Source organism: Stappia sp. TSB10GB4 (genome assembly GCF_900185745.1).
Taxonomy (GTDB): Bacteria; Pseudomonadota; Alphaproteobacteria; order Rhizobiales; family Stappiaceae; genus Stappia.
The window spans coordinates 42,367-68,256 of sequence record NZ_FYAV01000054.1 but is presented as its reverse complement, the minus strand read 5'-3'; the positions used below and the strand labels follow the sequence as shown (position 1 = coordinate 68,256).

Genomic DNA, 25,890 nt, shown 5'->3' with positions numbered 1-25,890 from the left:
CCCGCTGCCGCCCCTTCCGGAGCGGCCATGTACCGAAACACTATCGCCTTTTTTTGCAAAGTCGAGCGTTTCGGATTCCGCGGCGGAAAGGCGCACCCTCCCGCGAAACGTGCCTCGTCAGACGATGCTGTGTCAGGCGATGCTGTCGTCCTTACCCGGACGCAGCCGCCAGCCGAACGGGCTGGTCTTCTCGTAGAGCCAGCGATACTGGCTGGTCATCTGATTGGTGCGCGTCACCCGCCAGCCGGCGAGCGCCAGCGCCACCAGATAGACGAAGGCGATCAGCCAGTGCTGCACCGACAGCAGCGTGCCGCCATAAAGCGCGAAGCTGAGGAAGCGCACCGCCAGCGACAGCAGGAAGATGAACCAGACCAGGACGAAGAGCGGACGCCAGGTGAGCGCGCAGGCCCGGCCCGTGGACCAGGCGGCGGCGCCGCCGAGCGTCAGCGTCAGGATGATGAACCCCGCCAGGGTCGTGTCATAGAGGAATCCCATCAGGACCTCCCGTTGGCCGCCGGCCCGGCCCCATGGGGCGCAGGTGCCGGCGAGAATGAGAACACGGGTTCGGGCCGCCGGGCCGAGGCGCCGGCGGCCGCCGGATCAGTGCCGGCCGCCTTCGAGATAGGCCGCCTTGACCTCTTCCCTCGACAGCAGCTCCTTGCCGGTGCCCGACATGGTGATGACGCCGTTGACCATCACATAGCCGCGATGCGCCAGCTTGAGGGCGTGATAGGCGTTCTGCTCGACCAGGAAGACGGTGAGGCCCTCCTTGCGGTTGAGCTCGGCGATGGCGTCGAAGATCTGCTTGACGATCAGCGGCGCCAGGCCGAGGGACGGCTCGTCGAGCAGCAGCAGCCGCGGCCGGCCCATCAGGGCGCGGGCGATCGCCAGCATCTGCTGCTCGCCGCCCGACAGCGTGCCGCCGCGCTGCTCCCGCCGCTCCTTGAGACGGGGGAACAGGGCGAAGACCTTTTCCAGATCACCGGAAAAGTGCTTCGGGTCGACCACCGCCGCGCCCATCTGCAGGTTCTCCATCACCGACATGCGCGGGAAGATGCGGCGACCTTCCGGCGACTGGGCGATGTCCATCCGCATGATCTCGTGCGTCGGCATGCGGGTGATGTCGATGCCGTTGTAGTGGATCGTGCCGTTGCGCGCCTGCGGCGTGCCGCAGATCGTCATCATCAGGGTCGACTTGCCGGCGCCGTTGGCGCCGATCAGGGTGACGATCTCGCCCTCGTTGACATCCATGTCGACGCCGCGCAGGGCAACGATCTTGCCGTAGTAGGTCTCGACACCGCGAATCTGGAGGAGGGGTTGGTTCTCGCTCACAGGCCCACCTCTTCTTCCACCTGTTCGACCTCGTCATCGGCAACGCCGAGATAGGCGGCAATGACCTTCGGGTCGTTCTTCACCTCGTCCGGCGTGCCGTCGGAGATCTTCTCGCCATAGTCGAGCACCACCACATGGTCGGAGATTTCCATGACCACCGACATGTCGTGCTCGATCAGCAGCACTGAGGTCTTGTGCTCGTCGCGGATGTAGTGGAGCAGCGTGTTCAGCTCCGCGCTCTCGCGCGGATTGAGGCCCGCCGCCGGCTCGTCGAGGCACAGCAGCTCCGGCATGGTGCACATGGCGCGGGCGATCTCCAGCCGCCGCTGGTCGCCATAGGGCAGGTCCGCCGCCGGCGCGTCGGCCCGGTCGATCAGATTGGTGCGCTCGAGCCAATACTTGGCCCGCTCCACCGCGCCGGCCTCCGCCTTGCGGAAACCGCCGATGCCGAGCAGGCCGCCGACGGTGTAGCCGGAGGCCACCATCAGCGGGTTGTGCTGCGCCACCATCAGGTTTTCCAGCAAGGTCATGCCGCCGAACAGGCGGATGTTCTGGAAGGTGCGCGCGACCCCGGCCTCGGCCGAGATCTTGAAGTCGGGCATCCGCTCCAGCAGGTAGTGCTCACCGGTGTGGCGCTTCATGGTGATGCGCCCCTCGGTCGGCTTGTAGAAGCCGGTGGCGCAGTTGAAGACCGTGGTCTTGCCGGCGCCGTTGGGTCCGATCAGGGCGGTGATGTCGCCGCGCCCGACATTGAACGAGAGGTCGTGCACCGCGGTCAGGCCGCCGAAGCGCATGGTCACGTGTTCGATGCGAAGGACGGGATCGTTGTTCCAGCGGGTCATCCGTGGCCCTCCTGAACCAGATCGGCGGAAATGCCCTTGGCCTTCTTGCGGTCAAGCGCGATGGAGGGAGCGCGGGTCGAGATCAGGCCGCGCGGCTTCCACACCATGATGACGACCATCAACAGGCCGAACACCAGCATCCGGTACTCCTCGAACTGACGGAAGAACTCGAAGCCGCCGATCATCACCACCGCGGCGATGACGACGCCGATCTGCGAGCCGAGGCCGCCGAGCACGACGATCGCCAGGATCACCGCCGATTCGATGAAGGTGAAGCTCTCCGGCGACACGAAGCCCTGACGGGTGGCGAAGAAGGAGCCCGCGAAGCCGCCGAACATGGCGCCGATCGCAAAGGCGGTCAGCTTGGTGTTGGTGGTGTTGATGCCGAGCGAACGGCAGGCGATCTCGTCCTCGCGCAAGGCCTCCCAGGCCCGCCCGACCGGCAGCTTGCGCAGCCGCATGGTGACGAAATTGGTCACCAGCGCCATCACCAGGATCAGGTAGTAGAGGAAGACGATGCGGTGGATGGAGTTGAACTCCAGCCCGAAGAAGTGGGCAAAGCCGCCCTCGCCGCGCTCGAACTCCAGGCCGAAGAAGCTGGGACGGGGAATACCGGAGAGCCCGTTCGGCCCGCCGGTGAACTCGTACCAGTTGAGCAGCACCACGCGGATGATCTCGCCGAAGGCCAGCGTCACGATGGCGAGATAGTCGCCCCGCAAACGCAGCACCGGGAAGCCGAGGATGATGCCCCAGAAGGCGGCGAGGATGCCCGCGAGCGGCAGGCAGATCCAGAACGAAAAGCCGAAATACTGGGCCAGCAGCGCGTAGGAATAGGCGCCGACCGCGTAGAAGGCGACATAGCCGAGGTCGAGCAGGCCGGCGAGGCCGACCACGATGTTGAGGCCCCAGCCGAGCATCACATAGGTGGTGACGAGGATCGCCAGGTCCAGATACTGCCGCGAGCCGCGCGTGCCGAGGAAATACATCAGCAGGAACGGCAGGGTCACGGCGAGCAGGAACAGCAGCGGCGTGATCAGGTGGGAGAAGCGGGAGGCGGACGCCTGGCTGGGCACCAGCCCGCTCAGGAAGCCGGTGACCGGCCTCTCACTCTTCCAGACGAAGAGATTGAGCGCCAGACGGCCGAAGAAGACGATGCCGACGGCAATGGCGACGGCGCTCCAGCGGTACTGGATCGACAGTCCGCCGATCCCGACCTCGGTCTTCATGCCGATGAGCATGGCGAACAGGCCGAAAGCGACCAGCGCGCCCAGGGCGGCGTCCTTCACGGAGCCGGCGAGCAAATCCTGTTTCTGTGCGGCCATGGTCTCAGACCTTCTCGACTTCGGGTTTGCCCAGGAGCCCCTCGGGCATGAAGATCAACACGATGGCGAGGATCGAGAACGCGGCGACATCCTTGTATTCAAGGGAGAAGTAGCCGGACCAGAAGGTCTCGATGAGGCCGATCAGCAGACCGCCGAGCATGGCGCCGGGCAGAGAGCCGATGCCGCCGAGCACGGCCGCGGTGAAGGCCTTAACGCCGGCCAGGAAGCCGATATAGAAGTCGATGACGCCATAATAGAGCAGGAACATCAGGCCGGCGACGGCGGCCAGCGACGCACCCATGACGAAGGTCAGCGAGATCGTCCGGTCGACATTGACGCCGAGCAGCGCCGCCATCTTGCGGTCCTGTTCGCAGGCCCGCTGGGCGCGGCCGAGCGGCGTCCTGGTGATCAGGAAGGTGAAGCCGGCCATCAGCAGCACCGTCGCGACGATGATCAGGATCTGCATATAGCTGATCTGGACGACGAAATTGCCGCCGGGGCCGACCGTCTCCCACAGCTTGATGTTGCCGCCCAGCAGCGGCTGCAGCGGCTTGGTGCGCGCGCCCTGCGAGATCTGCACGAAGTTCTGCAGCGCGATCGAGGCGCCGATGGCGGTGATCAGCGGCGCCAGGCGGAAGGAGCCGCGCAGCGGCCGGTAGGCGATCCGCTCCACCGTCCAGCCCCAGACGGCGGTCAGCGCCATGGCGATGACCAGCACCAGGCCGAGCGCCAGGATCAGCAGCAGCAAGGGCGTAGCCGCGGTGATGCCGAGCGCGATGATGACGATGAGCGCGATGAAGGATCCGACCATGAAGATATCTCCATGGGCGAAGTTGATCATGCCGATGATCCCGTAGACCATCGTGTAGCCAATGGCGATCAGGCCGTAGATCGACCCGAGCGTTACGCCATTGATCAATTGCTGGATAAAGTAGTCCATAGGCCCTGTGGTCCCCCTGAAGGACTGGCGGCTTCGCCGTTCTCAGTCCGCAGCACCGCCGACAGCGCGGCTGTGCATGATGTCATTTCCTTACCAAGCCCCTGTGGGCGGCACAATTCCCCTCGAAATCCGACACTTAGAAAAGAACATCTTTCCTCTTGCCCGGCAAACGGAATGCGATTGTTCCTCCACTGCGCCGCAAGCCTTCCCCGCGCGGAAAATACCGTCCGGCGACGCGCCGCGGCGCGCGAGGCGCGCCCGGCAGGAAGCGGACAGATCCATGGCGGGATATCGAAGCGGCTGCGTGGCTCCTCCCTGCGCACCGTTAACGTTGGGGAAAAAAGTCACAAGGAAACGACAGTTTCAATTGAAACTTACCGACATGATCGTTAGAAAAACTAACGATGAGCAATGCCCCCCTCCCTCCCCTCAATGCGCTCAGGGCCTTGGCGGCCCTCGCCCAGACCGGCCGGGTCGGCCTGGCCGCCGACGAACTCGGCGTCACCCATGCCGCCGTCAGCCATCATCTGCGCAATCTGGAGGACTGGTTCGGCGTCGCCTTGGTCCGGCGCGTCGGACGCCGCGTCGAGCTGACGGCGGAGGCCGAGCGCATCGCCGACGCGACCCAGGGCGCGCTGCAACGCATCGGCGAGGTCTGCCACGACGTGCTGGAAACGGTGCGCCGGCCGGAACTGTCCATCGCCTGCGTGCCCTCCTTCGGCACGCGATATCTGATCCCCCGTCTCGTCGACTTCGCGGAAGTGGCGCCGAACCTGCGGCTCAGCCTGCTCTACGCCCAGCACGGGCTGGCGCAGGACGCCGACATTTCCATCGACTGGTTCGACACGCCGCCGGTGGCCGACCGCTACGCGGTGCGGCTGCGGCTCCTGTCCGGCCACACAAGGCCGGTCTGCAGCCCGGCGCATCTCGCCGCGCACGGCCCCTTCGACACGCCGGAAAAGCTCGCCGGCGCCCGCCTGCTGCATGACGAGACCCGCAAGGACTGGCGCGACTGGCTGGCGGAAAACGGCCTGCCGCAGGACCTCGCCGGCCAAGGGCCCGTGTTCAACGACTTCAACCTGCTGGTCAGCGCCGTGGTCGCTGGCCACGGGGTGGCGCTGTGCGTCGAAACGATGATCGAGGCGGAGCTGCAGCGCGGCGACCTGATCCCGCTCACCGACACGCTGGGCAGCCGCGACCGCGGCTACTGGCTGACCGCCACCCAGCCGCCGGGGCCGGCCGCCCAGCGCTTCATCGAATGGATCGCCGAGCGGATGCCGGGCGGCGTCGCCGGCACGCCAGCCCCCGGACGCGCCGAAAATCCGCACGCCGCCCCGTGAAACCACTTTGAAACCGCCCTAGGTTAGCATCACGCTTGAAAGGCGCCGGCCTTGGCGCAGCAACAGGGACGGGCACGGTCGGGCCATAAGCATGGCCGTAGGACCGGAGGGGACGACATGACGAACAGCTCGGCCTTCAGGACGGGAGGCATCGGCGGCGACGGCGCGCAGCCGGTCGACCGCTTCGCCTTTCGCGAGGCGATGAGCCGGCTCGGCGCCGCCGTCCACATCGCCACCACCGATGGGCCGGCCGGACGCGGCGGCACCACCGTCTCGGCCGTCACCTCGGTCTCCGACGCCCCGCCGACGGTGCTGGTCTGCGTCAACCGCCAGGCCCGCATCAACGCGGCGATCAAGGCGAATGGCCTCTTCGCCATCAACACGCTGCCGGCCGAGGCGCAGGACCTGTCCGACGCCTTCGCCGGCAAGGGCGACCTTGCCTTCGACGACCGATTCGCGCTGGCCGACTGGCACAGGCTGGTGACCGGCTCGCCGATCCTGCGCGGGGCGCGCGTCGCGCTCGACTGCCGGGTGACGGAAGTCAGCGAGATCGGCACCCATTCGGTGATCTTCGGCGAGATCGTCGGTATCGAGCTCGGCGCGCGCGGGCCGGCGCTGATCTATCTCGACCGCGCCTATCACCGCATCTGACGCGCCCCAACCGGACGAGGCTTCCTTGCGCAACCTGATCACCGACGTGCCGGGCCTTGCGGTCGGCAATGCCGCCTGCGAGCGCCTGAAATCCGGCGTTACGGTACTCACCGCCGACGCGCCGCTGCGCGCTTCCGTGGCGATCCATGGCGGGGCGCCGGGTACCCGTGAGGCGGCGCTGCTCGATCCGCGCTTCACGGTGGAAAGCGTCGACGCGCTGGTGCTGTCGGGCGGCTCGGCCTTCGGGCTCGATGCGGCCTCCGGTGTGCAGATGGCGCTGGCCGCGCAAGGGCGCGGCTTTGCGGTGGGCACGGCGCGCGTGCCGATCGTGCCGGGGGCGATCCTCTTCGACCTGCTCAATGGCGGCGACAAGGACTGGGGCGACACCAACCCCTATGGCGCGCTCGGCCGCAAGGCGCTGGCCGAGGCCTCCCCGGATTTCGAGATCGGCAGCCATGGCGCCGGCGCCGGCGCGACGACGGCAACGCTGAAAGGTGGCCTCGGCTCGGCCTCGGCGACGCTGTCCTCAGGGGCGACGATCGGCGCGCTGGTCGCGGTCAATGCGCTCGGCAGCGCGGTGCTGGGGGACGGCCCGCATTTCTGGGCCGCGCCCTTCGAGAAGGGGAGCGAATTCGGCGGCCTCGGCTGGCCGGCGGCACTGCCCGCCCTGCCCGACCGGCCGCGCACCAAGCTCGACGGCCTCAGCGAGGGGGCCAACACCACCATCGCCATCATTGCGACGGACCTGGCGCTCTCCAAGGCCGAGCTGCAGCGGCTGGCGGTCGCGACCCATGACGGCTTCGCCCGCGCGCTGTGGCCGGCGCATACGCCGCTCGACGGCGACCTGATCTTCGCGGCCTCAACGGCGGCGCGCGAGATGCGCGATCCCCTCGCCGAGACGGTGGAGATCGGCGCGGTGGCCGCCGCGGTGATGAGCCGGGCGATCGCCCGCGCGGTCCATGCGGCCAGCCCCGCCCCCGGCGACCTGCTCCCGACCTGGGCTGAGCGCTTCGGCGCAAAGTCCTGACAGGCTACTCCGCCGCCTCCAGGATCGGCGCGCCCTCGCCCTGCGGCGCAAGCTGGGCGAGCAGCGCCGCGCGCCGGGCCATCGCCTTGGCGTGGTTCGCCTCCTTCACCGGCCCGAAGCCGCGCACCGTATCGGCAATGCGGGCAAGCTCCACCAGCAGGCCGTAGTTCGCCGTGCCGACGAGACCGGCGATGCGCCCGGCATCGGCAAGGCAGAGGCTGGCGAACTCCCGCTCCATCCGCCGCTCTTCGGTGCGGCCGAACGGATCGAAGGCAGTGCCGCGCAGGCGCTTCGCCCTTGCCAGCAGGCGGAAGGCGGTGAAGATCCACGGGCCGAAGGCGATCTTGCGCGGGCGCCCGGTGCGCGCATCGAGCGTGCGCGAGATCAGCGGCGGCGCCAAGAGCACCTTGAGCTTGCGCGGACTGTCGAACTGCGCCTCCAGCCGGGCGCGGAAGTCGGGCTGCGAATAAAGCCGCGCGACCTCGTACTCGTCCTTGTAGGCCATCGCCCGGTAAAGCCCCTCGGCGAGCGTGCGCGTCAGCCGCATAGTGCCGTTGCCGGCGCGCTCGTCGGCGGCGCGCACCTTCGCCACCGCCTCGCGGAAGCGCTGCGCATAAGGCCCGTCCTGATAGGCGGCAAGCTCATTGCCGAGGAAGGCGATCCGCGTGTCGAGATCCATCTCCTTCGCCGGATCGACGGCATTCGCCGCCGGCAGCGCCGACAGGATCTTGTCCGGTGCCGCGAACAGCACCCGGCCGGCATGGAAGGCGGAGAGATTCTTGTCGACCGCCGCGCCGTTGAGGCGGATGGCGGTGTCGAGCGCGCTGGTCGAAAGCGGTAGGCGGCCGGCCTGATGCGCCATGCCGACCAGCATCATGTTGGCATAGATCGCATCGCCAAACAGCGCCTCGGCGATGCGGGCACTGTCGTGACCGGCGAACAGCGGGCAGGCCTCCTCCAGCGTCTTCAGCATCCGCGCCTCGTCGAAGGAGAGCGTCTGCTTCATCACGAATTCGGCCGTCGGCGCAACGCGCGAATTGGCGAAGCCCGCCGTGCGCTGCCGGTCGATCAGCGCAAGCTGCTCGGCATTGGTCGCCACCACCATGTCGGAGGCGAGCAGCACGTCGAGGCTGGCGGTCGGGATGCGCGGCCCCTCGATGGCCCGGTCCGCAGTGGAAAAGCGCAGATGCGAAGTCACCGGACCGCCCTTCTGGGCAAGGCCGGTCATGTCCAGCGTCGAGGCCTGCTTGCCGTCGACATGGGCGGCCATGGCCAGCACCGCCGCCGTGGTGGTGACGCCGCCCCCGCCGATGCCGGCGATCAGCAGGTTGAGCGTCGTCTCAAGCCCGGCGACCTCCGCCTCGGGCAGGTCGGCGATGAGCGCTGCAAGATCGAGCCCCGCCGCCGCGGCCCGGCGCAGCGAAGCGCCCTCCACCTCGACGAAGGACGGGCAGAAGCCCTTGGCGCAGGAAAAATCCTTGTTGCAGGAGGACTGGTTGATCCGCCGCTTCTCGCCGAAGGGCGTCGCCAGCGGCTCGACGGAGATGCAGTTCGACTGCACCGAACAGTCGCCGCAGCCCTCGCAGACCCGCTCGTTGATGAACAGGCGCATGTCGGGATCGGCGAGGCTGCCGCGCTTGCGGCGGCGGCGCTTTTCGGCCGCGCAGGTCTGGTCGTAGATCAGCACGGTGACGCCGGCGACCTGTTGCAGCTCCTCCTGCACGCGCATCAGCTCGTCGCGGTGGAACACCTCGCTGCCCGGCGCAAGGTCGTGGCGACCGAGATAGGCGTCCGGCTCTTCGCTGACGACGACGACGCGCTCGACGCCTTCGGCCTCCAACTGCCGGGTGAGCTGCGGCACGGTCAAGGTGCCGTCGACCGGCTGGCCGCCGGTCATCGCCACCGCGTCGTTGTAGAGGATCTTGTAGGTGATCGGCACCTTGGAGGCGACGGCCTGGCGGATCGCCAGGATACCGGAGTGGAAATAGGTGCCGTCGCCGACATTGGCGAAGACATGCCTGTCGCGGGCGAAATCGGCCTGGCCGACCCACAACACGCCCTCGCCGCCCATGGCGATCTGGCCGTCGGTGGTGCGGCCGGGGATCTCGGTCATCGCATGGCAGCCGATGCCCGGCATGGCGCGCGCGCCCTCCGGCACCACGGTGGAGGAGGAATGCGGGCAGCCGGAGCAGAAATACGGCACCCGCGCGGCGCGCTCGGCATGGCCCTGCGACCACATCACCTGCCGGTTCATCCGCTCGGCGACGGCGCGCATCTCGGCGGTGACGAAGTCGTGCGGCAGGAAGGCGAGCAGCGCCGGGATGATCTCGGCGACGGCAAGTTCCAGAAGGTCGGAGAGGAAGGGGCTGCCATGCGGCGTCATCTTGCCCCAGATCGCCGGACGGGCATGGTCCGGCCAGCCATAGGCGATCTCCTTGATCTGCGGCTCCAGGAAGGCGCGCTTGTGCTCGACGACGAGCAGCCGCTCCAGCCCGCGAGCGAAATTCGACAGGCCGATCGGCTCCAGCGGCCAGGGCATCGCCACCTTGTAGATGGCAAGGCCGATGTCGCGGGCCCGCTCCTCGGTGAGGCCGATCAGTTCGAACGCCTGCCGCAGGTCGCGATAGGCCTTGCCGGTGGCAACGATGCCGATGCGCGCCCGGCTGGCGCCGAAGGCGACGCGGTCGAGCCCGTTGGCCCGCACATAGGCGCGCGCCGCGGGAATGCGCACGTCGCGCAGCAGCCGCTCGGTCTCGAGGCGATTGCCGAGCAGCATCACCCGGTTGAGATCGTCGTGCCGGCGCGGGTCGCGGTCCTCGGGAACGACGAAATCGAGCCGCGTCGGATCGACCGAGATCGTCGCCGAGGCATCCATCGTGTCGGCAAGGCAGATCAGCCCGCTCCACAGCCCGCTGAAGCGCGACAGCGCCAGGCCGTGCAGCCCGTAATCGAGCACGTCCTGGATGTCGGACGGGTTGAGCACCGGCATCTCGACATGCTGGAAGAAGAATTCCGACTGCGCCGGCAGGATCGAGGACTTGGCGAGGTGGTCGTCGCCTGCGAGCGCGAGCACGCCGCCATGGGCGGCCGTGCCGCTGGCATTGGCCTGGCGCAGCACGTCGCCGGCCCGGTCGACGCCCGGCGCCTTGCCGTACCAGATGCCGAAGACGCCGTCATAGTCGCTGCCCTTGCCGTGATGGGCGACCTTCTGGCTGCCCCATACGGCGGTGGCGCCAAGCTCCTCGTTGACGCCGGGCTTGAAGACGATGTCGGCGGGGGCAAGGTGACGCTTCGCGCGGGTAAGCTCGGTGTCGAAGCCGGCGAGCGGCGAGCCGCGATAGCCGGAGACGAAACCGCCGGTCTTCAGCCCGCGCGCCCGGTCGCGCCGGGACTGGTCGAGCGCGAGGCGCACGAGGGCCTGGATTCCGGTCAGGTAGACACGGCCGCGATCGGCCACATATTTGTCGTCGAGGGAGACAGAGCGCGTGATGGCGTTCATGGGACGGCCTCCTCTTCCGTCGGGGTGGGTCCACGCAAGGGGGCCGAAAGGCCCGCGCCCGGCGCGGTGTTCTACCCTCCAATATGCTCCTTCTTTTGGCGAAATTCTGTGCTATCCTGCCGCAAACAACCCATATAACGGCACGGAATTTCCCCTCGACACCACATGAGCGAAAAAAACCTTCTGGATCCTTCCGACATTCGCGTGCTGCAGATCCTGCAACGCGATGCCTCCCTCTCCATCGCCGAAGTCGCCCGCGAGGCGGGCATGAGCCAGACCCCCTGCTGGCGGCGCATCAAGAAGCTCAAGGAGACCGGCGTGATCCGCCAGGTCGTCGCGGTGGTCGACCGGGAAGCGGTCGGCCTCGGCTTCGTCGCCTATGCCTTCGTCAAGCTGGCGGTGCCCAGCCGCGAGAACATGGAGACCTTCGACAAGCTGCTGCAGCGCTGGCCGGAGGTGGTGATCTGCGAGCGCATCACCGGCGCGGTCGACTACCTGATCAAGGTCGTCGCCAGCGACATCAAGGCCTATGACGACTTCCTGCGGCTGAAGCTGCTCGACAACACGCTGGTTTCCGACGTGCAGTCGCGCATTGTCGTCAGCACGGTGAAGCACACGGTGGCGCTGCCGATTCGCGAGACGTGAGGGACGGGGGCGGGGATGACGCGGGGAGAGGTGGGAGCGAAGCTAGCAGCCACCGGCCTTCCGGCGCCCGCCTCGGCTGGAGCCGCGCGACCTGGGGCACCTGGGCCCGGTCTTCGGCTGTGCCGAAACCGGGACGACAGGCTGAGCGTGGGGTTCGCGCGGACGTGTCCTCGCCGCCGCTCTGGGAACGAATGGCCCCCGGCTCTCCGGCTTCGCCTGCGGCCGGGGTGACGGCCGAGGGGATGCGAGGTCGTGCCAGCCACTTTCTCGGGGTGACGGCCGTGGGGATGCAAGGCACCGCCTCCCTCTCGGAGGTCATCCCGGCCGCAGGCGAAGCCGGAGAGCCGGGAGCCAATGGCATCCCCAGCAGGCATGAGGCGGGAGCGCATCGCCGCCTCCACGGCTGTCACGCCTGCGCAGGCAGGCGTCCAGTATCCGCTGGGTCTCATGGTTGTGCGAAAGCAGCAGCCTGAGGCCTTCCGGCGCCCGCCTCGGCCGGAGCCGCGCGACCTGGGGTTACTGGGCCCGGTCTTCGGCTGTGCCGAAACCGGGACGACAGGCTGAGCGTGGGGTTCGCGCAGGCATGCCTGCGCCCCCTCCAGCCGTCGCAACCGCTTGACCCTGCACACCGACAGGGCACAGTGGCGGCGCGCGGGCGTTGCCTGCGATGCCGCGATCGGGTGCGGCGATGTCGACAAGAGGACAGGATGATGGACCAGACTGCCAAGCCGCTGACGGGAACCTGCCGCTGCGGCGCGACGGCGATTGAGATCGCGGCGGAGCCGATCATGACGGCGGCCTGCCACTGCCACGGCTGCCAGAAGATGAGCTCCAGCGCCTTCTCGCTGTCGGCGATGATACCGGCCGAAGCCTTCCGCGTGGTGGCCGGCGAGCCGGTCAAGGGCGGCCTGCGGGGCCCGCAGCTCGACCATTATTTCTGCCCGCATTGCATGACCTGGATGTTCACCCGCGTGAGCGGCTTCGACGCTTTCGTCAACGTGCGCCCGACCATGTTCGACGTGCCGCGCTGGAGCCGACCCTTCATCGAGACGATGACGGCGGAAAAGCTCGACTGGGTCGAGCTTCCCGTCGCCCGCAGCTACGCGGGCTTTCCGCCGCCGGAGGACTATCAGGGCCTGATGGAGGCGTTCGCCGCGCGCGGCTGAGAGACCGTGAGGAGGCGGCCCTAGCCGACGAGAAAGCGCGAGGGCGAATAGGGCTGCGGGTCGGCAAGCGGCATCATGTCGGTGACGAGATCGGCGAGGAGCCGCGCCATCGCCGGGGCGAGGGAAAAGCCGTCGCGCATGTGCCCGACCGACAGCCACAGGCCGGGCATGCCCGGCATCTCGCCGACAATGGGCAACTGGTCCGGCACGAAGACGCGCACGCCCGCCGCCGGCCGCTCCTCCACCACGGACCCGAGCGGCAGCAGCGCCTTTGCCGCCGCGCCCGCCCGCTGCAGGGCGTTGGCGCGCAGCGGTGCCGCGCCCAGCGCCCGCGCCGGCGACATCAGCTCCGTGCCGCCGACCAGCCGCAGCCCGCGCTCCATCGGCGTCAGCGTGAAGCCACCCTCCTGGTCGGTGACCGGACGGGCCAGCGACACGCCGGAGACGGCGCGGAAATGCCGGTGATAGCTGCGGCAGGCGGCAAGCGGTAGGCCGAGGCCGAAACGCGCCAGCACCGGCGACACGCCCGCTCCCAAGGCCAGCACGACGATCGGCGCGCCGACCTCGCCGCGCACGGTGCGCAGGGCAAAGCCCTGCCGCGTGTCGAGGAGCGAGCCGGCATCGCCGATCTCCACATCGCCGCCGCGCTCGCGGAACAGCCGGCCATAGGCCCTGGTGACGCCGCCGGGCGAGGACACCGACTGGCTTTCCGGCCAGTAGATCGCCGCTTCCTCCAGCGAGCGCAGATGCGGCTCCAGCCGGACGATCTCCACCGCGTCGAGATCGACATAAGGCACGCCGAGGATGCGGGCGAAGTGCCGGTCCACCTCGGCAAGCTCGCACGCCCGCCGCGAGCGCAGCAGCTTGATCCAGCCGGTGCGGCGGAAGAAGCGCAGGGCGCTGGCCGCCCGCGCCAGCGCCAGATGCTCGGCCGCCGCCACCGCCTGCAAGGGGGCCAGCGCCCGCGCGGCGCGCGCCGCGCTCGACGGCCGGGCGGCAAGGCGCGCCTCGGCGAAGAAGCGGGCAAGATCGGGCAGCGAGCGCGAATCGATGCCGAGGCCGTGGCGCCGGGTCAGCGCGCCGGCCAGGATCCCCGGCAGGCCGAGCGGCACGGCCAGCGCCGAATAGCCGTCGCGGCCGATCAGCCCGTCATTGCCGCGCGTCGCGTCCTCGCCCGGCGCATCGCGGTCGATCAGCGCCACGCGCAGCCCCCGCCCCTGCAGGTGCAGGGCGGCACTCGTGCCGGTGATGCCGGCGCCAAGAACGATTGCGTCGAAGCTGCGCATACGCTTTTCGACACTGTTCACAATCGCCTTGCAAGTGGAAGACGCTCTCCGCGATACTCAAGGCCCTGAAATCTCTCCCGCCCGGCGCCGTTCCAGGTGCCCGCAGGCTCTCCGGAAAGTGCCTTCCGACATGCCGGCGCTCGCCCTGCCGCTCTCCCTTCTCGCCTGGCTCGGACGCCAGGGCACCCGGGCCGTCGCGATCAGCGCCCTGCTCGGACTGATGCTGCCGCCGCTCTCCGCGCTGTTCCGGCCGCTGGTCGAGGAAGCGATCTTCGTGCTGCTGGTGCTGGCCTTCCTGCGCGTCGATCCGGTCGCCGTCGTCGCCCATGTCCGCCGGCCGAAACTGGCGGCCCTGGCGCTGTTGTGGATGCTGGTCGCCGTGCCGCTGGCCGTGGGCGCGCTGCTGCAGGCGAGCGGCCTTGCCGCCCTGCATCCGGACATCGCGCTCGCCGCCTTCATCGTCACCGCCGCCCCGCCGATCATGTCGGCGCCGGCCTTCATCGCGCTGATCGGCCTCGACGGGGCGCTGTCGCTGGCGCTGGTCGGCTGCGGCATGCTCCTGACGCCGCTGACCGCGCCGCTGATCGGCGGGCTGCTGCTCGGCGAGAGCCTGCCGATCGACGCGGTTGCCCTCGGCCTGCGGCTGACCGGGCTGCTCGCCGCCTCCGCCGGCCTGGCGATGCTGATTCGCCGCCTCGCCGGCACGGCGCGCGTCGTCGGGGCGAGAGAGCATATCGACGGACTCAACGTGCTGATCCTGTTCGTCTTCGCCGTCGCGGTGATGGACGGCGTCGCAGAGCGCTTCATGGCAGCGCCCCTGTTCACCCTGGCGATGGCGGCGCTGACCTTCGCCGTGGCACTGACGCAGATGGGGCTGACGCTGCTGGTCTTCGCGCGGGTGCGCCGCGACCAGGGCTTCGTCGTCGCCCATGCGGCCGGCAACCGCAACATGGGCCTCTTGGTCGCCGCGCTCGGCGGCACGCTGCCCGATCTCGCCTGGCTGTATTTCGGGCTCGGTCAGCTTCCGATCTACCTCTTGCCCTGGCTGCTCAAGCCGCTCGCCAACCGCATCGCAGCCGATCAGGCGGAACGTGACCGGGATCACGGCGGCGCCGCGCCCGGCGGCTAGTGTGGCAAGGCCAACGCAGCCCGCACCGGGAGACAGGACATGCGCGACCACCCGACGCCGAGAGCCACGCCCTTTGAAATTGCTGCCCCGCTGACGGCCGCCGCCTTCGCGCTGCTGGTGGCGCTCGGCACCACGCCGGCCTTCGCCGGCGATTATGCGCGGGTCGACGTGCTTGGCTTTTCCGCCAATGGCAGCCGCTTCGCCTTCGAGGACTACGGCACCCAGGACGGCTCGGGCTTTCCCTATTCCAACATCTACCTGTTCGACGTCGACCGCGACGCCTGGCTCGACGGCAGCCCGTTCCGCCGGCTCGACGAGGTGGACGACGCGACCCCGGTGCAGGCGGAAGCGGCGCTGCAACGCACCCGCGCGGCCAATCGCAAGCAGGCGCACGCCCTGATCGTTTCCACCGGCATCGCCGGCCAAGGCGACACGGTGGCGCACAACCCGCCGACCCAGCGCGGCGTCGACCCGCACCGGATGATCGCGGCCACCCGCGCCGAGGCGCCGGAGTTCGGCCCGCAAGTGGAGCTGCGGCTGAGCGAGCACACGGTGGAGCGGCCCGCCACCTGCCCGGAGGGCTTCGGCGAGATCAAGGGCTTCCGCCTGACGCTGAGCTTCGAGGGCAGGACGCGTCTCCTCAACGACGATGCCCGCCTGCCGCAAAGCCGGGGCTGCGCGCTCGGCTACCGGATCGACCGGCTGGTGCTGCATCACCCCGCCGATGGCCGCCGCGCCGCCTTCGCGGTGCTGGTTCTGGTGGAGAGGATCGGCTTCGAGGGCCGCGACGGGCGGTATCTGGCGATCACCGGGCGGCTGTGAGACGAGGCCGGGCCGCTTGCACGCTTGTGGCACCGGGGAGCCTGTGATAGCGGCTTGCGCCAGATCAGCCTCCCCCAAGGTCACACGCCCCAAGGTCTCACATCGGAGCCGCCGCCCATGTCCCGCCCCCTCGTCATCGCCCCGTCCATGCTGGCCTCCGATTTCTCCGCCTTCGGAAGGGAAGTGCGCGACGTGGTGGAGGCCGGCGCCGACTGGATCCATCTCGACGTGATGGACGGGCATTTCGTGCCCAATATCAGCTTCGGCCCCGACGTCATCAAGGCGATGCGCCGGCACACCGACAAGGTGTTCGACACGCATCTGATGATCGCCCCGTGCGACGCTTATCTGGAGGCCTTCGCCAAGGCCGGCTCGGACATCATCACCGTGCATGCCGAGGCCGGCCCGCATCTCGACCGCTCGCTGCAGGCGATCCGCGCGCTCGGCAAGAAGGCCGGCGTCTCGCTCAATCCTGCGACGCCCGAAAGCACCATCGAATACGTGCTCGACCGCCTCGACCTGGTGCTGGTGATGAGCGTCAATCCCGGCTTCGGCGGCCAATCCTTCATCCCGGCGATGGTCGACAAGGTCGCCCGCATCAAGGCGATGATCGGCGACCGGCCGATCGACATCGAGGTCGATGGCGGCGTCACTGCTGAGACCGCGCCGCTGGTCGCCAAAGCCGGCGCCAACGTGCTGGTCGCCGGCTCGGCGGTGTTCAAGGGCGAGGGCGTTGCCGGCTACCGCGCCAATATCGAGGCGATCCGCAAGGCCGCCGACGCCGCCGCGGCTTGACCCCCGCCGCCGCGCGGCCGACAGTCGGCGCGATGTGCCGGGCACTGCCGCCCGGCGTGAGAACGGATGACCCTGCCAGGTGCGATCTCTCGTCTTCGCCATCGCCTGGGCCGCGCTGATCGGCCTCCTGCAGACCGCGCTGCTGATGTGGCGCGGCGAAGCGCTGACCGGCCGTTCCGCCGCGGTGGTGCTGGTCATGACCTCGAGCGGCTTTCTCGGCGCCTTCTGCGCCTGGGGCGTCGCGAGCCTCCTGACCTTCCGCCGCCGCAAGGGGCGGCTGCCGGCGCGCTTCGCCGCGATGATCCTGTCGCTGACGCTCGGCACCACCGGCTTCGCCGCCCTGGGCTTCTTCCTGCAACTGCGCGCCTATTATTCCGAGTGGCACACCACCACCCTCTCCATGCAGATGTTCTGGGAATTCGCCTTCACCGCCGCCTCGTCCAGCTATGTCTTCGCCGTGCTGAGCGCCCGCCCGCTGCTGCCCTTCGCTTTCCTGCCGCTGCTCGCCTTCTCGTGGTACTTCGCGCGCATTGAGCCGTCGCGCCGGGTCTGATAAGCAGCCGGCACACCCGCCCGCTGCCCGAGAGGACGCCCGCATGATCCCGCGCTATTCGCGGCCAGAAATGGTCGCCATCTGGTCTCCCGAGACGAAGTTCCGCATCTGGTTCGAGATCGAGGCGCATGCCTGCGACGCGCTCGCCGAGATCGGCGTGATTCCGAAGGACGCCGCCCGCACGATCTGGGAGAAGGGCGGCGCCGCCACCTTCGACGTCGCCCGCATCGACGAGATCGAGCGCGAGACCAAGCACGACGTCATCGCCTTCCTGACGCATCTGGCCGAGATCGTCGGGCCCGACGCCCGCTTCGTGCACCAGGGCATGACCTCCTCCGACGTGCTCGACACCTGCTTCAACGTGCAGCTCACCCGCGCCGCCGACCTGCTGCTGGCCGATATCGACGCGCTGCTGGCCGCCCTCAAGCGCCGCGCCTTCGAGCACAGGGACACGGTCTGCATCGGCCGCTCGCACGGCATCCATGCCGAGCCGGTGACCTTCGGCCTGAAGATGGCCGAGGCCTATGCCGAGTTCGACCGCTGCCGCACCCGCCTGATCGCGGCGCGGGCGGAGGTCGCGACCTGCGCCATTTCCGGCGCCGTCGGCACCTTCGCCAATATCGATCCGCGCATCGAGGAACATGTCGCCAAGGCGATGGGCCTTGCCGTCGAGCCGGTCTCCACCCAGGTGATCCCGCGCGACCGGCACGCGATGTTCTTCGCGACGCTCGGCGTCATCGCCTCGTCGGTCGAGCGCGTGGCGACCGAGATCCGCCACCTGCAGCGCACCGAGGTGCTGGAGGCGGAGGAATATTTCTCGCCGGGCCAGAAGGGCTCCAGCGCCATGCCGCACAAGCGCAACCCGGTGCTGACCGAGAACCTGACCGGCCTTGCCCGCATGGTCCGCGCCTATGCGATGCCGGCGATGGAGAACGTCGCCCTGTGGCACGAGCGCGATATCTCGCACTCCTCGGTCGAGCGGATGATCGGCCCGGACGCGACGGTGACGCTCGACTTCGCGCTGGCGCGGCTGACCAATGTCATCGACAAGCTGCTGGTCTATCCGGAGCGCATGCTGGCCAACATGAACCGCCTCGGCGGCCTGGTGCATTCGCAGCGCATCCTGCTGGCGCTGACCCAGGCCGGCACCTCGCGCGAGGACGCCTATCGCCTGGTCCAGCGCAACGCCATGAAGGTCTGGGACAGCTACCAGAAGGACGGCAGCGCCGATGTCGACTTCCTGGAAGAGCTGCTGAACGACGCCGACGTGCGCGCCGCCCTGTCGGAGGAGGAGATCCGCTCGCGCTTCGACCTCGGCTACCACACCAAGGCCGTCGGCACGATCTTCGACCGGGTGTTCGGCAAGGCCTGACGGCGGCTGATCGGGACCGCAGGTGAGGCGCGGGACCGGTCTTGCCTTGCCGCATCGCGCGGCCTAGATTCGGATCGAGGGCAGGTGTCAACCTGTCCTCAACCGGATCAAAGGCATGCTGGTCTTCGACATGACGAAAACACCGGATCCCTTCAGCCTCGACACGCTCGACGGCATCGCCCGCCGCGCGAGCGAGGCTGTGCGCCGACAGGCGGCCGATACCGGCCGGATGCTGCCGGTTCTGCGCGACGGCCGTGTCGTCGAGATCGACCCGTCAACCGATGCTCCCTCGCCCGCAAGGCGGGAAAAAGAGCAATACCCCGGCAAGAAGCTGAAGCGTCCGAATGTCGGCTGACCCGGCGCCGCCGGTTCTGACGATCTTCGCCGGTCCCAACGGCTCGGGCAAGACAACTCTCCGGAACCAGTTCGTCGCGGACGGATACGAGTTGGGGACCTATATCAACGCCGACGACATCCAGGCCCGCTGGCAGACCCTCGCCCCCGAACTGTCCAGCCGCCGCGACCGCGAGATGTGGGCCTTCCACGAAGCGGAACGTCAACGCCGCGCCTGTCTGGCCGGCGGGCATGGCTTTTCGTTCGAAACCGTCTTCTCCCATGAGAGCAAGCTCGATTTCATGCGGGATGCCAGGACGGCCGGGTATTTCATCCGCCTTCTCTTCGTGGCAACGGACAGTCCCCGCCTGAACGTCGCCCGCGTGGCGAAGCGGGTGAAGGATGGCGGACACGATGTCGAAACCGACAAGGTCATGAAACGCTACCGGCGAACCCTGGACCTGTTGCCTCGGGCAATGGAACTGGCCGACCACACCGTATTGTTCGACAATTCCGGCGCGACCATGCGCGCGGTCGGAACGATAAAACGCACCGACGACCGGCTGACCAGCTTCGGCATCCAACTGCCTCTGCCCGATTGGGCGGAAGCCGCGCTCACCCAATACAAGGCCACACAAGCAAGACCATGAAAATCGCCGAGACCGATATCCTGCTGCTGCCCGGCTATGGCGACACGCCGGCCGGCCACTGGATGCACCGCTGGTGCGAGAAGATGCCGACGGCGCGCATCATTGCCCAGCGCAACTGGTTCCAGCCCGTGCTGAAGGAGTGGGTGGATACCCTGAAGGACGCGGTCGCCGCCACTGAGCGCCCAGTGGTGCTGGTCGGCCATTCGCTCGGCTCGATCACCGTGGTGCACGCCGCCCATGGCCACGGGCTCGACACGGACAAGATCAGGGCCGCCTTCCTGGTCGCCCCGACCGATCTCAACCGCAAGGAGCCGAAGCCCGCCTTCGACGCCGCGCAATTCGCCGCCGTACCGAAGGGTCCCCTGCCCTTCCGCACCAGGGTGGTGGCAAGCCGCACCGACCCCTACTGCGCCTATGAGGTGGCCGAGCAGATGGCGAGGGACTGGGGCGCGCATTTCCAGGATGCGGGCGATGCCGGCCACATCAACCTGGAGAGCGGCCACGGTCCCTGGCCCGAAGGACTGATGTCCTTCGCCTATCTGATGAAGGACCTGTAGGTCGTGAACTCATAATTCTGCCGAGAAACGGTATGCCCGAACCCGATCGGATACAAGGAGCAAGACCGCAGGAAACCATTAGGTTTTCAAGGGCTTGTGACGCTGTTGCCGGCGGGTTCCGGCATACCCGAAGGGCGCCGTTCGAGCTTCGATCTGCGGCGTCGGATCGCTCGGCCGGGGGGCCTGCCCCGGCCATCGCGCTCCTCCTGGCATATCTTTGCCCGAACGGACGCCGTTTCCGGCACAATTATGAGTCCACGACCTAGGGTCCCCCTTGCGGCTCCCGGCGCGCCCCCCGCCTCAGGCGGTCTTGCGCGGTCCCGGCCCCATCACCGTGTCGATGCGCCGGGCGACCAGCAGCGAGATCGGCACGGCGACCAGCGCGCCGACACCGGCGAAGACCGCAAGCAGCCAGGGCGCGAAGGCATTGATGCCGTAGAAGGTCATCGGCACCAGGGCGAAAGTCCCGGCCAGGGTCGGCCCGATGACGATGAACAGAATGGCGGCAAGCTTCCACATGAAAGGCACTCCCTCATTGTGGGGCAGTGCGGGCGGTCTTGCGGGGGGAAACCGACCAACGCCCCAACGTCAGCCATGGTAGTCCCAACAGCCGCAAAAGGTATGCGGCACCCGACCTCATGGGGGTTTCCCTCTCGGGACTACTACGCAGAAACCGCCCGGTCGGGGACCGGACGGCCAATATGCGTTGCCTGCGAAAGACGGCAAACGGACGGGGAACGTCAGTCCAGCTCGGCGAGCCTGGCGCCGGCCACCTCCAGCAGCATCGACATCTCGATGCCGTGGGAGATGAAGCGGAAGCCCATCTCGCGCGCCGACCTTGCATCCGCCGCGTTGTTGCAGAAGATGCCGGCGACCTTGCCGGCCGCCCGGGCGCGCCTGGCCACCTCGGCGGCAATCGTCTGCACCTTGGCGCTGCTGGGGGCAAGCTCGCGCCCCTCCGACAGGGTCAGCGACAGGTCCGCCGGGCCGATGAACACGCCGTCGAGCCCGTCGACCGCCAGCATCTCGTCCAAGGCCTCGAGCGCCGCCGGCGTCTCGATCATGGCGAAGGCGACCGTCTCCGTATTGGCGGAGGCAAGATACTCGGCCGGCGTCAGGCCCTGCAGCATCGCCGCGCGATGCGGCCCCCAACTGCGCACGCCGGCGGGGGGAAACTTGCTCGCCCCGACCAGCGCCAGCGCATCCTCGATCGTGTTGACCATCGGCATGATCACCGCTTCGGCGCCAAGGTCGAAGGCGCGGCTGACCGTGGCGAAATCGTCGACCGGCGGGCGCACCACCGCATGGGCGCCGCCCAGGCGCGCGGCGGCGATGCCCTCGCGCACCGAGGCAAGGTCATGGGCGCCGTGCTGCATGTCGAGCGTCACCGCGCCGTAACCTGCGCGGCCCAGCAATTCCGCCAGCACCGGCACGGCCAGCGTCGACCAGGCGGTGATGACGGTCTCGTCGGCGCGAAGGCGGGCGGCAAGCGAGGGCTTGGAAGCGGACATGGCGGGAAGTTCCGAACTGGCGGGGTGGGAAGGCCGGCAGGGCGCGGGCCTGCGGATCGACGCGATGAAGCGAAAAGGGGCGGAAGCGAAAAGGGGCAGCGCCCGGCGCTGCCCCCTCCCCTGTCACCCTTCGTTCTTGATCTGCTCGGCCGCCTGGTGCAGCAGCTCGTCCATGGTGCGGCGGATCTGGTGGTCGGACTGCTCGACGCCCGCCTCGTCGAAATCGCGGCGGATCTTGCGGAACACGTCCTCGTCGCCCGGCTCCTCGAAATCGGCCCGGACCACTTCCTTGGCATAGTCCTGGGCCTTGTCGGCATCGAGCCCGATCTTCTCGGCCGCCCAAAGGCCGAGCAGCTTGTTGCGACGGGCCACCGCCTTGAAGCGCAGTTCCTCGTCGTGGGCAAACTTGGACTCAAAGGCCTCCTGGCGACGGTCGAAAGTGCTCATGCGTCAGTCTCCTGCCTTCTAGCGGTGGCGCCTGCGGGCGCTGAATTCGAATGCGGTACCGCCATCATATGGGGATCCACTGCGCCCTTGCATATCCTTCGCGACACACCAAATCAACGCGTATCGGTCGCCGCGCCCCACCTGTCCCGCACTCCCGCCGCGCGCGAACCTGCCCCCGCGCGAACGCACAGGCGGCCAGGTGAAAATCTCTTGAGCGGCTTCATTGTACTTTCCAGGGCGATCGTGTAGGTTCCGCGCCATCGAGCGGGGGGCCGAAAGCGCAACTGCCGTTCTCGCGCCCTTCCGATGACCGTCCCGGGTCCGGCCTCCGCCGAACGAGACACTGTCCGACAGGGCAAGGGACCGCAGTCAACCGGAGCATCTCCGCCAATATGGATTTTCTTTCTCAAACACGGTACGTGCCTATGAACCGCCGCCGGCGCATTTACGAGGGCAAGGGCAAGATCCTCTATGAGGGCCCGGAACCTGGTACGCTCATCCAGCACTTCAAGGATGATGCAACTGCCTTCAACGCCAAGAAGCATGAGATTGTCGATGGCAAGGGTGTCCTGAACAACCGGATCTCCGAGTTCATCTTCAACCATCTCAACGCGATCGGCATCCCGACCCATTTCATTCGCCGGATGAACATGCGCGAGCAGCTCATCCGCGAGGTCGAGATCATCCCGCTCGAAGTGGTGGTGCGCAACGTCGCCGCCGGCTCGCTGTCCAAGCGCCTCGGCATCGAGGAAGGCACGCAACTGCCGCGCTCGATCATCGAGTTCTACTACAAGAACGATGCGCTCGAGGACCCGATGGTCTCCGAGGAGCATATCACCGCCTTCGGCTGGTGCTCGCCCCAGGAGATGGACGACATCATGGCGCTGGCGATCCGCGTCAACGACTTCCTGACCGGCCTGTTCCTCGGCGTCGGCATCCGTCTCGTCGATTTCAAGATCGAATGCGGCCGGCTGTGGGAAGGCGACATGATGCGCATCGTCGTCGCCGACGAGATCTCGCCGGATAGCTGCCGCCTGTGGGACATCCAGTCCAACGAGAAGATGGACAAGGACCGCTTCCGCCGCGACCTCGGCGGCATGCTGGAAGCCTACCAGGAAGTGGCCCGGCGCCTCGGCATCCTCAACGACAACGACCGGCCGAACGGCACCGGTCCGGTGCTCGTGAAGTAAGCCGGTCAAGCAAGATCGCCGGGCGTCGCGCTCGGCGGAACACGGAAAGCCCCGACCGGAAACGGCCGGGGCTTTCGGTTTTTCGGGGACGCCTCGCGCCGAAGATCAGGTGCGGTTGATCGAGACGCCGCCGTCGACCAGCATCGCCGTTCCGGTGGTGAAGCTGGAGGCCGGCGAGGCAAGGTACAGCACCGAGCGGGCCACCTCCTCCGGCGCGGAGATGCGCTTGAGCGCATGCAGCCCCTCGACAAAGGCGAGCGCCTCCGGCGTCGAAGCCGCCTCGCGTCCCATCGGCGTGTCGATGCCGCCCGGCAGGATGGCGTTGACCCGGATGCCCTTCGCGCCATGCTCGGCCGCCAGCACCTGCGTCAAGCCGACGAGCCCGGCCTTGCTGGCGCCATAGGCCGCCATGCCCGGCAGGCCGACCGAGTACCCGACGATGGTCGAGGTGAAGATCAGCGAACCGCCGCCACGCTCCTCCATCGCCGGAATCTGGTATTTCGCCCCCAGGAACCCGCTGGTCAGGTTGGTGGCGAGCACCGTGTTCCAGTCACTGAGCGACAGGGACGGCGCCGGCGCCATCGGCCCGATCATGCCGGCATTGTTGAAGCCGATGTCGAGCCCGCCGAAGCGGTCCTTGGCGAGATCGACCAGCGCCTTCGCATAGGCCTCCTCCTGCACGTCGCCGGCAAGCACGGCCGCCCGGCCGCCCGCCCGCTCGATCTCCCCGGCGACCGCTTCCAACTCGCTGGAGCGCCGCGCGCCCAGCACGACCGCGCAACCTTGCGCGGCGAAGAGCCGCGCCGTCGCCGCTCCCAGCCCGGAGCTCGCCCCGGTGATGATTGCGACCTTGTCTTCCAGTATCGGCATGAAGCCCTCCTTGCGTTGTCAACGGAACGGTTGATAGGCAAGGCGGGAGAGCGGCGACACCCGATTAGAGATCGCCCCGGCACCGATGCGAAACGCATCCGGCCGACGCAAAACGCACAGAAGCCCCTTCCTTCCGCGCGGCCAGCGCGCTAGAAGCGGCGCAAATGCCCTGCCGGCGGACGCCAACGCGCCGGCGCCGACCTGCGGAGACGTCCCCCGATGAAAGCACGCGTGACCGTTACCCTGAAAACCGGCGTCCTCGACCCGCAGGGCAAGGCCATCGAGGGCGGCCTTGCCGCGCTCGGCTTCGCCGGCGTCGACAGCGTGCGCCAGGGCAAGGTCTTCGACCTGGAGCTCAGCGGCCGCGATGCGCAGGCCGCGCGCGCCGATCTCGCCGCCATGTGCGAGAAGCTGCTCGCCAACACGGTGATCGAGAACTACGACATCGAGATCCTGTAAGGATCCTCGCGGAGCCGGGACCGAAATGGACGAGGACAGCGCCAGGGCCCTGCGTTTCCTGCTGATCAAGGCGGCGATCTTCATGTTGCTGCCGGCCGCGCTGGCGCTCGCCGCCGCGCTGTTCCTGGTCTGAACCGATCCTCGCGTGAACCGAAAGGGAGCCTTCCCGCCATGAAGTCCGCCGTCGTCACCTTCCCCGGCTCGAATCGCGAGCGCGACATCATGCATGCGCTGGAGCTGACCTGCGGCCGCAAGCCGCAGGCCGTGTGGCATGCCGAAACCAGCCTGCCGGACGTGGACCTCGTCGTGCTGCCGGGCGGCTTTTCCTATGGCGACTACCTGCGCTCCGGCGCCATCGCCGCCCGCGCCCCGGTGATGGAGGCGATCCGCGCCTTCGCCGCCCGCGGCGGCCTGGTGCTCGGCGTGTGCAACGGCTTCCAGATGCTGACCGAGGCCGGGCTGCTGCCGGGCGCATTGATGCGCAATGCCGGCCTCACCTTCGTCTGCCGCGAGGTGCTGCTGGAGACCGCCTCCACCGCCAACCGCTTCACCGCCGGCATGCGCAAGGGCGAGGTCTGGCGCTGCCCCGTCGCCCATCACGACGGCAACTATTTCGCCGATCGCGAGACGCTGGCGCGGCTGGAGGGCGAGGATCGCGTCGCCTTCCGCTATGCCAAGGGCACCAACCCGAACGGCTCGCTCAACGACATCGCCGGCATCACCAACGAGGCCGGCAATGTGCTCGGCATGATGCCGCACCCGGAAAACTACGTCGACGACCAGCAGACCAGCACCGACGGGCGCGCCTTCTTCGAGAGCATCTGCGCGGCCTTCGCCGCCGCCTGAGCCGGCCACGAGACACGGGAGACAACCGATGAGCCGCTCCGCCTCCGGATCTCCCTTCTCAGGCGAAGAAAAGGCCGAGCTTGCCCGCCGCCTGCGCGCCTATCTGCGCGATGAACTGGGCGTCGAGGCCGGCATGCTGGAGACCGAGGCCTTCCTCGACTTCCTCGCCGCCGAGATCGGCAACGCCTTCTACAATCGCGGCTTGTTCGATGCCCAGGCCGCCATTGCCGCCCGGCTGGAAGAGGCGACCGACGCGGTCTATGCGCTGGAAAAGCCCATCCGCCCCTGACCGCAGATGAACCGCTC

The 25,890-nt window shown here is 68.2% G+C and carries 29 protein-coding genes; 18 read left to right on the top strand and 11 right to left on the bottom strand.

The genetic code is table 11. From position 1 onward, the window contains the following. Window positions 1–132 precede the first annotated feature (132 nt). The 5 genes from TSB10GB4_RS13935 to TSB10GB4_RS13915 form a co-directional block, all read right to left on the bottom strand. Window positions 133–495: a DUF6867 family protein gene (locus TSB10GB4_RS13935; RefSeq protein WP_186396244.1), complete on the bottom strand. Its 363-nt coding sequence runs from the start codon at window positions 493–495 to the stop codon at window positions 133–135. A 105-nt stretch (window positions 496–600) separates the two neighbouring features. Beyond that, on the bottom strand, window positions 601–1,332 hold the full coding sequence (locus TSB10GB4_RS13930) for an ABC transporter ATP-binding protein (protein WP_186396243.1): 732 nt from the start codon (window positions 1,330–1,332) through the stop codon (window positions 601–603). Beyond that, the gene (locus tag TSB10GB4_RS13925; protein WP_186396242.1) at window positions 1,329–2,174 is read right to left on the bottom strand and encodes an ABC transporter ATP-binding protein; all 846 of its coding nucleotides are present in this window, start codon (window positions 2,172–2,174) and stop codon (window positions 1,329–1,331) included. Before TSB10GB4_RS13925 ends, TSB10GB4_RS13930 begins: the two co-directional genes overlap by 4 nt. Beyond that, window positions 2,171–3,496, bottom strand: coding sequence for a high-affinity branched-chain amino acid ABC transporter permease LivM (livM, locus tag TSB10GB4_RS13920; protein WP_186386353.1), 1,326 nt, complete (start codon window positions 3,494–3,496; stop codon window positions 2,171–2,173). Before livM ends, TSB10GB4_RS13925 begins: the two co-directional genes overlap by 4 nt. 4 nt (window positions 3,497–3,500) lie before the next feature. Then, entirely contained in the window at window positions 3,501–4,436 is a 936-nt protein-coding gene (locus TSB10GB4_RS13915) for a branched-chain amino acid ABC transporter permease LivH (RefSeq protein WP_186386352.1), read from the bottom strand. A gap of 404 nt (window positions 4,437–4,840) precedes the next feature. Between TSB10GB4_RS13915 and TSB10GB4_RS13910 the strand changes: the two genes are divergently transcribed. The 3 genes from TSB10GB4_RS13910 (at window position 4,841) to TSB10GB4_RS13900 (ending at window position 7,454) form a co-directional block, all read left to right on the top strand. Then, the gene (locus TSB10GB4_RS13910; protein ID WP_186396241.1) at window positions 4,841–5,776 is read left to right on the top strand and encodes a LysR substrate-binding domain-containing protein; all 936 of its coding nucleotides are present in this window, start codon (window positions 4,841–4,843) and stop codon (window positions 5,774–5,776) included. A gap of 117 nt (window positions 5,777–5,893) precedes the next feature. Continuing rightward, complete coding sequence (locus tag TSB10GB4_RS13905) at window positions 5,894–6,427, top strand: flavin reductase (protein WP_208984795.1); 534 nt, start codon at window positions 5,894–5,896, stop codon at window positions 6,425–6,427. A 25-nt stretch (window positions 6,428–6,452) separates the two neighbouring features. Next, entirely contained in the window at window positions 6,453–7,454 is a 1,002-nt protein-coding gene (locus TSB10GB4_RS13900; RefSeq protein ID WP_186396240.1) for a P1 family peptidase, read from the top strand. A gap of 4 nt (window positions 7,455–7,458) precedes the next feature. Here TSB10GB4_RS13900 and TSB10GB4_RS13895 read toward each other — a convergent pair whose 3' ends face one another. Then, complete coding sequence (locus TSB10GB4_RS13895; protein ID WP_186396239.1) at window positions 7,459–10,953, bottom strand: indolepyruvate ferredoxin oxidoreductase family protein; 3,495 nt, start codon at window positions 10,951–10,953, stop codon at window positions 7,459–7,461. Window positions 10,954–11,118: 165 nt separating this feature from the next. On the opposite strand from TSB10GB4_RS13895, the gene TSB10GB4_RS13890 reads away from it, so the two are divergent. Next, the gene (locus tag TSB10GB4_RS13890) at window positions 11,119–11,598 is read left to right on the top strand and encodes an Lrp/AsnC family transcriptional regulator (RefSeq protein ID WP_186396238.1); all 480 of its coding nucleotides are present in this window, start codon (window positions 11,119–11,121) and stop codon (window positions 11,596–11,598) included. Between the two features lie 710 nt (window positions 11,599–12,308). Further along, a complete protein-coding gene (locus TSB10GB4_RS13885) occupies window positions 12,309–12,764 on the top strand; it encodes a GFA family protein (protein ID WP_186396348.1) in 456 nt (151 codons plus the stop codon). 20 nt (window positions 12,765–12,784) lie between these two features. Here TSB10GB4_RS13885 and TSB10GB4_RS13880 read toward each other — a convergent pair whose 3' ends face one another. Then, the gene (locus TSB10GB4_RS13880) at window positions 12,785–14,050 is read right to left on the bottom strand and encodes an FAD-binding oxidoreductase (protein ID WP_186396237.1); all 1,266 of its coding nucleotides are present in this window, start codon (window positions 14,048–14,050) and stop codon (window positions 12,785–12,787) included. Window positions 14,051–14,180: 130 nt separating this feature from the next. Here TSB10GB4_RS13880 and TSB10GB4_RS13875 point away from each other — a divergent pair, with 130 nt between their 5' ends. The 8 genes from TSB10GB4_RS13875 to TSB10GB4_RS13840 all read left to right on the top strand — a co-directional run bounded on the left by TSB10GB4_RS13875 (window position 14,181) and on the right by TSB10GB4_RS13840 (window position 20,261). After that, window positions 14,181–15,179 carry a sodium:proton symporter gene (locus TSB10GB4_RS13875; protein WP_186396236.1) on the top strand — a complete coding sequence of 333 codons (999 nt, stop codon included), beginning with the start codon at window positions 14,181–14,183 and terminating at the stop codon, window positions 15,177–15,179. Between the two features lie 39 nt (window positions 15,180–15,218). Continuing rightward, complete coding sequence (locus TSB10GB4_RS13870; RefSeq protein WP_186396235.1) at window positions 15,219–16,001, top strand: DUF2259 domain-containing protein; 783 nt, start codon at window positions 15,219–15,221, stop codon at window positions 15,999–16,001. A 117-nt stretch (window positions 16,002–16,118) separates the two neighbouring features. Continuing rightward, entirely contained in the window at window positions 16,119–16,796 is a 678-nt protein-coding gene (rpe, locus tag TSB10GB4_RS13865; protein WP_186396234.1) for a ribulose-phosphate 3-epimerase, read from the top strand. A 79-nt stretch (window positions 16,797–16,875) separates the two neighbouring features. Next, window positions 16,876–17,349: a hypothetical protein gene (locus TSB10GB4_RS13860; protein WP_186396233.1), complete on the top strand. Its 474-nt coding sequence runs from the start codon at window positions 16,876–16,878 to the stop codon at window positions 17,347–17,349. Between the two features lie 43 nt (window positions 17,350–17,392). After that, on the top strand, window positions 17,393–18,721 hold the full coding sequence (purB, locus tag TSB10GB4_RS13855) for an adenylosuccinate lyase (RefSeq protein WP_186396232.1): 1,329 nt from the start codon (window positions 17,393–17,395) through the stop codon (window positions 18,719–18,721). Window positions 18,722–18,836: 115 nt separating this feature from the next. Then, window positions 18,837–19,076, top strand: a complete 240-nt coding sequence (locus tag TSB10GB4_RS13850) for a hypothetical protein (protein ID WP_186396231.1) — start codon at window positions 18,837–18,839, stop codon at window positions 19,074–19,076. Then, the gene (locus TSB10GB4_RS13845; protein WP_186396230.1) at window positions 19,066–19,704 is read left to right on the top strand and encodes a zeta toxin family protein; all 639 of its coding nucleotides are present in this window, start codon (window positions 19,066–19,068) and stop codon (window positions 19,702–19,704) included. The genes TSB10GB4_RS13850 and TSB10GB4_RS13845 overlap by 11 nt, the downstream gene beginning before the upstream one ends. After that, window positions 19,701–20,261 (top strand): alpha/beta hydrolase, encoded by a 561-nt coding sequence (locus TSB10GB4_RS13840; RefSeq protein WP_186396229.1) that lies wholly within the window; start codon window positions 19,701–19,703, stop codon window positions 20,259–20,261. The genes TSB10GB4_RS13845 and TSB10GB4_RS13840 overlap by 4 nt, the downstream gene beginning before the upstream one ends. A 300-nt stretch (window positions 20,262–20,561) precedes the next feature. Here TSB10GB4_RS13840 and TSB10GB4_RS13835 read toward each other — a convergent pair whose 3' ends face one another. The 3 genes from TSB10GB4_RS13835 to TSB10GB4_RS13825 all read right to left on the bottom strand — a co-directional run bounded on the left by TSB10GB4_RS13835 (window position 20,562) and on the right by TSB10GB4_RS13825 (window position 22,219). Continuing rightward, a complete protein-coding gene (locus TSB10GB4_RS13835) occupies window positions 20,562–20,780 on the bottom strand; it encodes a hypothetical protein (protein WP_186386339.1) in 219 nt (72 codons plus the stop codon). A 221-nt stretch (window positions 20,781–21,001) separates the two neighbouring features. Continuing rightward, window positions 21,002–21,772, bottom strand: a complete 771-nt coding sequence (locus TSB10GB4_RS13830; protein WP_186396228.1) for an HpcH/HpaI aldolase/citrate lyase family protein — start codon at window positions 21,770–21,772, stop codon at window positions 21,002–21,004. A 123-nt stretch (window positions 21,773–21,895) separates the two neighbouring features. Then, window positions 21,896–22,219: a DUF1476 domain-containing protein gene (locus tag TSB10GB4_RS13825; protein WP_186386337.1), complete on the bottom strand. Its 324-nt coding sequence runs from the start codon at window positions 22,217–22,219 to the stop codon at window positions 21,896–21,898. Window positions 22,220–22,611: 392 nt separating this feature from the next. Here TSB10GB4_RS13825 and purC point away from each other — a divergent pair, with 392 nt between their 5' ends. Then, window positions 22,612–23,409, top strand: coding sequence for a phosphoribosylaminoimidazolesuccinocarboxamide synthase (gene purC / locus TSB10GB4_RS13820; RefSeq protein ID WP_186386336.1), 798 nt, complete (start codon window positions 22,612–22,614; stop codon window positions 23,407–23,409). 105 nt (window positions 23,410–23,514) lie between these two features. Here the strand turns inward: purC and TSB10GB4_RS13815 are convergent, their stop codons facing one another. Further along, the gene (locus tag TSB10GB4_RS13815; RefSeq protein ID WP_186396227.1) at window positions 23,515–24,279 is read right to left on the bottom strand and encodes an SDR family oxidoreductase; all 765 of its coding nucleotides are present in this window, start codon (window positions 24,277–24,279) and stop codon (window positions 23,515–23,517) included. Between the two features lie 219 nt (window positions 24,280–24,498). On the opposite strand from TSB10GB4_RS13815, the gene purS reads away from it, so the two are divergent. Genes purS through TSB10GB4_RS13800 form a run of 4 tightly spaced genes read left to right on the top strand, consistent with a single transcriptional unit; the run spans window position 24,499 to window position 25,873 of the window. After that, window positions 24,499–24,738, top strand: coding sequence for a phosphoribosylformylglycinamidine synthase subunit PurS (purS, locus tag TSB10GB4_RS13810; protein WP_186386334.1), 240 nt, complete (start codon window positions 24,499–24,501; stop codon window positions 24,736–24,738). A gap of 25 nt (window positions 24,739–24,763) precedes the next feature. After that, entirely contained in the window at window positions 24,764–24,871 is a 108-nt protein-coding gene (locus tag TSB10GB4_RS23850; RefSeq protein WP_244301571.1) for a phosphoribosylformylglycinamidine synthase-associated small membrane protein, read from the top strand. Window positions 24,872–24,909: 38 nt separating this feature from the next. Next, window positions 24,910–25,584 carry a phosphoribosylformylglycinamidine synthase subunit PurQ gene (gene purQ / locus TSB10GB4_RS13805; RefSeq protein ID WP_186396226.1) on the top strand — a complete coding sequence of 225 codons (675 nt, stop codon included), beginning with the start codon at window positions 24,910–24,912 and terminating at the stop codon, window positions 25,582–25,584. Window positions 25,585–25,612: 28 nt separating this feature from the next. Beyond that, complete coding sequence (locus TSB10GB4_RS13800) at window positions 25,613–25,873, top strand: DUF2164 domain-containing protein (protein ID WP_186396225.1); 261 nt, start codon at window positions 25,613–25,615, stop codon at window positions 25,871–25,873. Window positions 25,874–25,890: the final 17 nt, after the last annotated feature.

What these genes read in the sequence shown, in the direction of transcription:
- TSB10GB4_RS13935 (WP_186396244.1), bottom strand. Translation starts at nt 495, where the DNA reads ATGGGATTCCTCTATGACACGACCCTGGCGGGGTTCATCATCCTGACG.
- TSB10GB4_RS13925 (WP_186396242.1), bottom strand. Translation starts at nt 2,174, where the DNA reads ATGACCCGCTGGAACAACGATCCCGTCCTTCGCATCGAACACGTGACC.
- livM (WP_186386353.1), bottom strand. Translation starts at nt 3,496, where the DNA reads ATGGCCGCACAGAAACAGGATTTGCTCGCCGGCTCCGTGAAGGACGCC.
- TSB10GB4_RS13915 (WP_186386352.1), bottom strand. Translation starts at nt 4,436, where the DNA reads ATGGACTACTTTATCCAGCAATTGATCAATGGCGTAACGCTCGGGTCG.
- TSB10GB4_RS13910 (WP_186396241.1), top strand. Translation starts at nt 4,841, where the DNA reads ATGAGCAATGCCCCCCTCCCTCCCCTCAATGCGCTCAGGGCCTTGGCG.
- TSB10GB4_RS13905 (WP_208984795.1), top strand. Translation starts at nt 5,894, where the DNA reads ATGACGAACAGCTCGGCCTTCAGGACGGGAGGCATCGGCGGCGACGGC.
- TSB10GB4_RS13895 (WP_186396239.1), bottom strand. Translation starts at nt 10,953, where the DNA reads ATGAACGCCATCACGCGCTCTGTCTCCCTCGACGACAAATATGTGGCC.
- TSB10GB4_RS13890 (WP_186396238.1), top strand. Translation starts at nt 11,119, where the DNA reads ATGAGCGAAAAAAACCTTCTGGATCCTTCCGACATTCGCGTGCTGCAG.
- TSB10GB4_RS13885 (WP_186396348.1), top strand. Translation starts at nt 12,309, where the DNA reads ATGGACCAGACTGCCAAGCCGCTGACGGGAACCTGCCGCTGCGGCGCG.
- TSB10GB4_RS13880 (WP_186396237.1), bottom strand. Translation starts at nt 14,050, where the DNA reads ATGCGCAGCTTCGACGCAATCGTTCTTGGCGCCGGCATCACCGGCACG.
- TSB10GB4_RS13875 (WP_186396236.1), top strand. Translation starts at nt 14,181, where the DNA reads ATGCCGGCGCTCGCCCTGCCGCTCTCCCTTCTCGCCTGGCTCGGACGC.
- TSB10GB4_RS13870 (WP_186396235.1), top strand. Translation starts at nt 15,219, where the DNA reads ATGCGCGACCACCCGACGCCGAGAGCCACGCCCTTTGAAATTGCTGCC.
- rpe (WP_186396234.1), top strand. Translation starts at nt 16,119, where the DNA reads ATGTCCCGCCCCCTCGTCATCGCCCCGTCCATGCTGGCCTCCGATTTC.
- purB (WP_186396232.1), top strand. Translation starts at nt 17,393, where the DNA reads ATGATCCCGCGCTATTCGCGGCCAGAAATGGTCGCCATCTGGTCTCCC.
- TSB10GB4_RS13850 (WP_186396231.1), top strand. Translation starts at nt 18,837, where the DNA reads ATGCTGGTCTTCGACATGACGAAAACACCGGATCCCTTCAGCCTCGAC.
- TSB10GB4_RS13845 (WP_186396230.1), top strand. Translation starts at nt 19,066, where the DNA reads ATGTCGGCTGACCCGGCGCCGCCGGTTCTGACGATCTTCGCCGGTCCC.
- TSB10GB4_RS13840 (WP_186396229.1), top strand. Translation starts at nt 19,701, where the DNA reads ATGAAAATCGCCGAGACCGATATCCTGCTGCTGCCCGGCTATGGCGAC.
- TSB10GB4_RS13835 (WP_186386339.1), bottom strand. Translation starts at nt 20,780, where the DNA reads ATGTGGAAGCTTGCCGCCATTCTGTTCATCGTCATCGGGCCGACCCTG.
- TSB10GB4_RS13830 (WP_186396228.1), bottom strand. Translation starts at nt 21,772, where the DNA reads ATGTCCGCTTCCAAGCCCTCGCTTGCCGCCCGCCTTCGCGCCGACGAG.
- TSB10GB4_RS13825 (WP_186386337.1), bottom strand. Translation starts at nt 22,219, where the DNA reads ATGAGCACTTTCGACCGTCGCCAGGAGGCCTTTGAGTCCAAGTTTGCC.
- purC (WP_186386336.1), top strand. Translation starts at nt 22,612, where the DNA reads ATGGATTTTCTTTCTCAAACACGGTACGTGCCTATGAACCGCCGCCGG.
- TSB10GB4_RS13815 (WP_186396227.1), bottom strand. Translation starts at nt 24,279, where the DNA reads ATGCCGATACTGGAAGACAAGGTCGCAATCATCACCGGGGCGAGCTCC.
- purS (WP_186386334.1), top strand. Translation starts at nt 24,499, where the DNA reads ATGAAAGCACGCGTGACCGTTACCCTGAAAACCGGCGTCCTCGACCCG.
- TSB10GB4_RS23850 (WP_244301571.1), top strand. Translation starts at nt 24,764, where the DNA reads ATGGACGAGGACAGCGCCAGGGCCCTGCGTTTCCTGCTGATCAAGGCG.
- purQ (WP_186396226.1), top strand. Translation starts at nt 24,910, where the DNA reads ATGAAGTCCGCCGTCGTCACCTTCCCCGGCTCGAATCGCGAGCGCGAC.
- TSB10GB4_RS13800 (WP_186396225.1), top strand. Translation starts at nt 25,613, where the DNA reads ATGAGCCGCTCCGCCTCCGGATCTCCCTTCTCAGGCGAAGAAAAGGCC.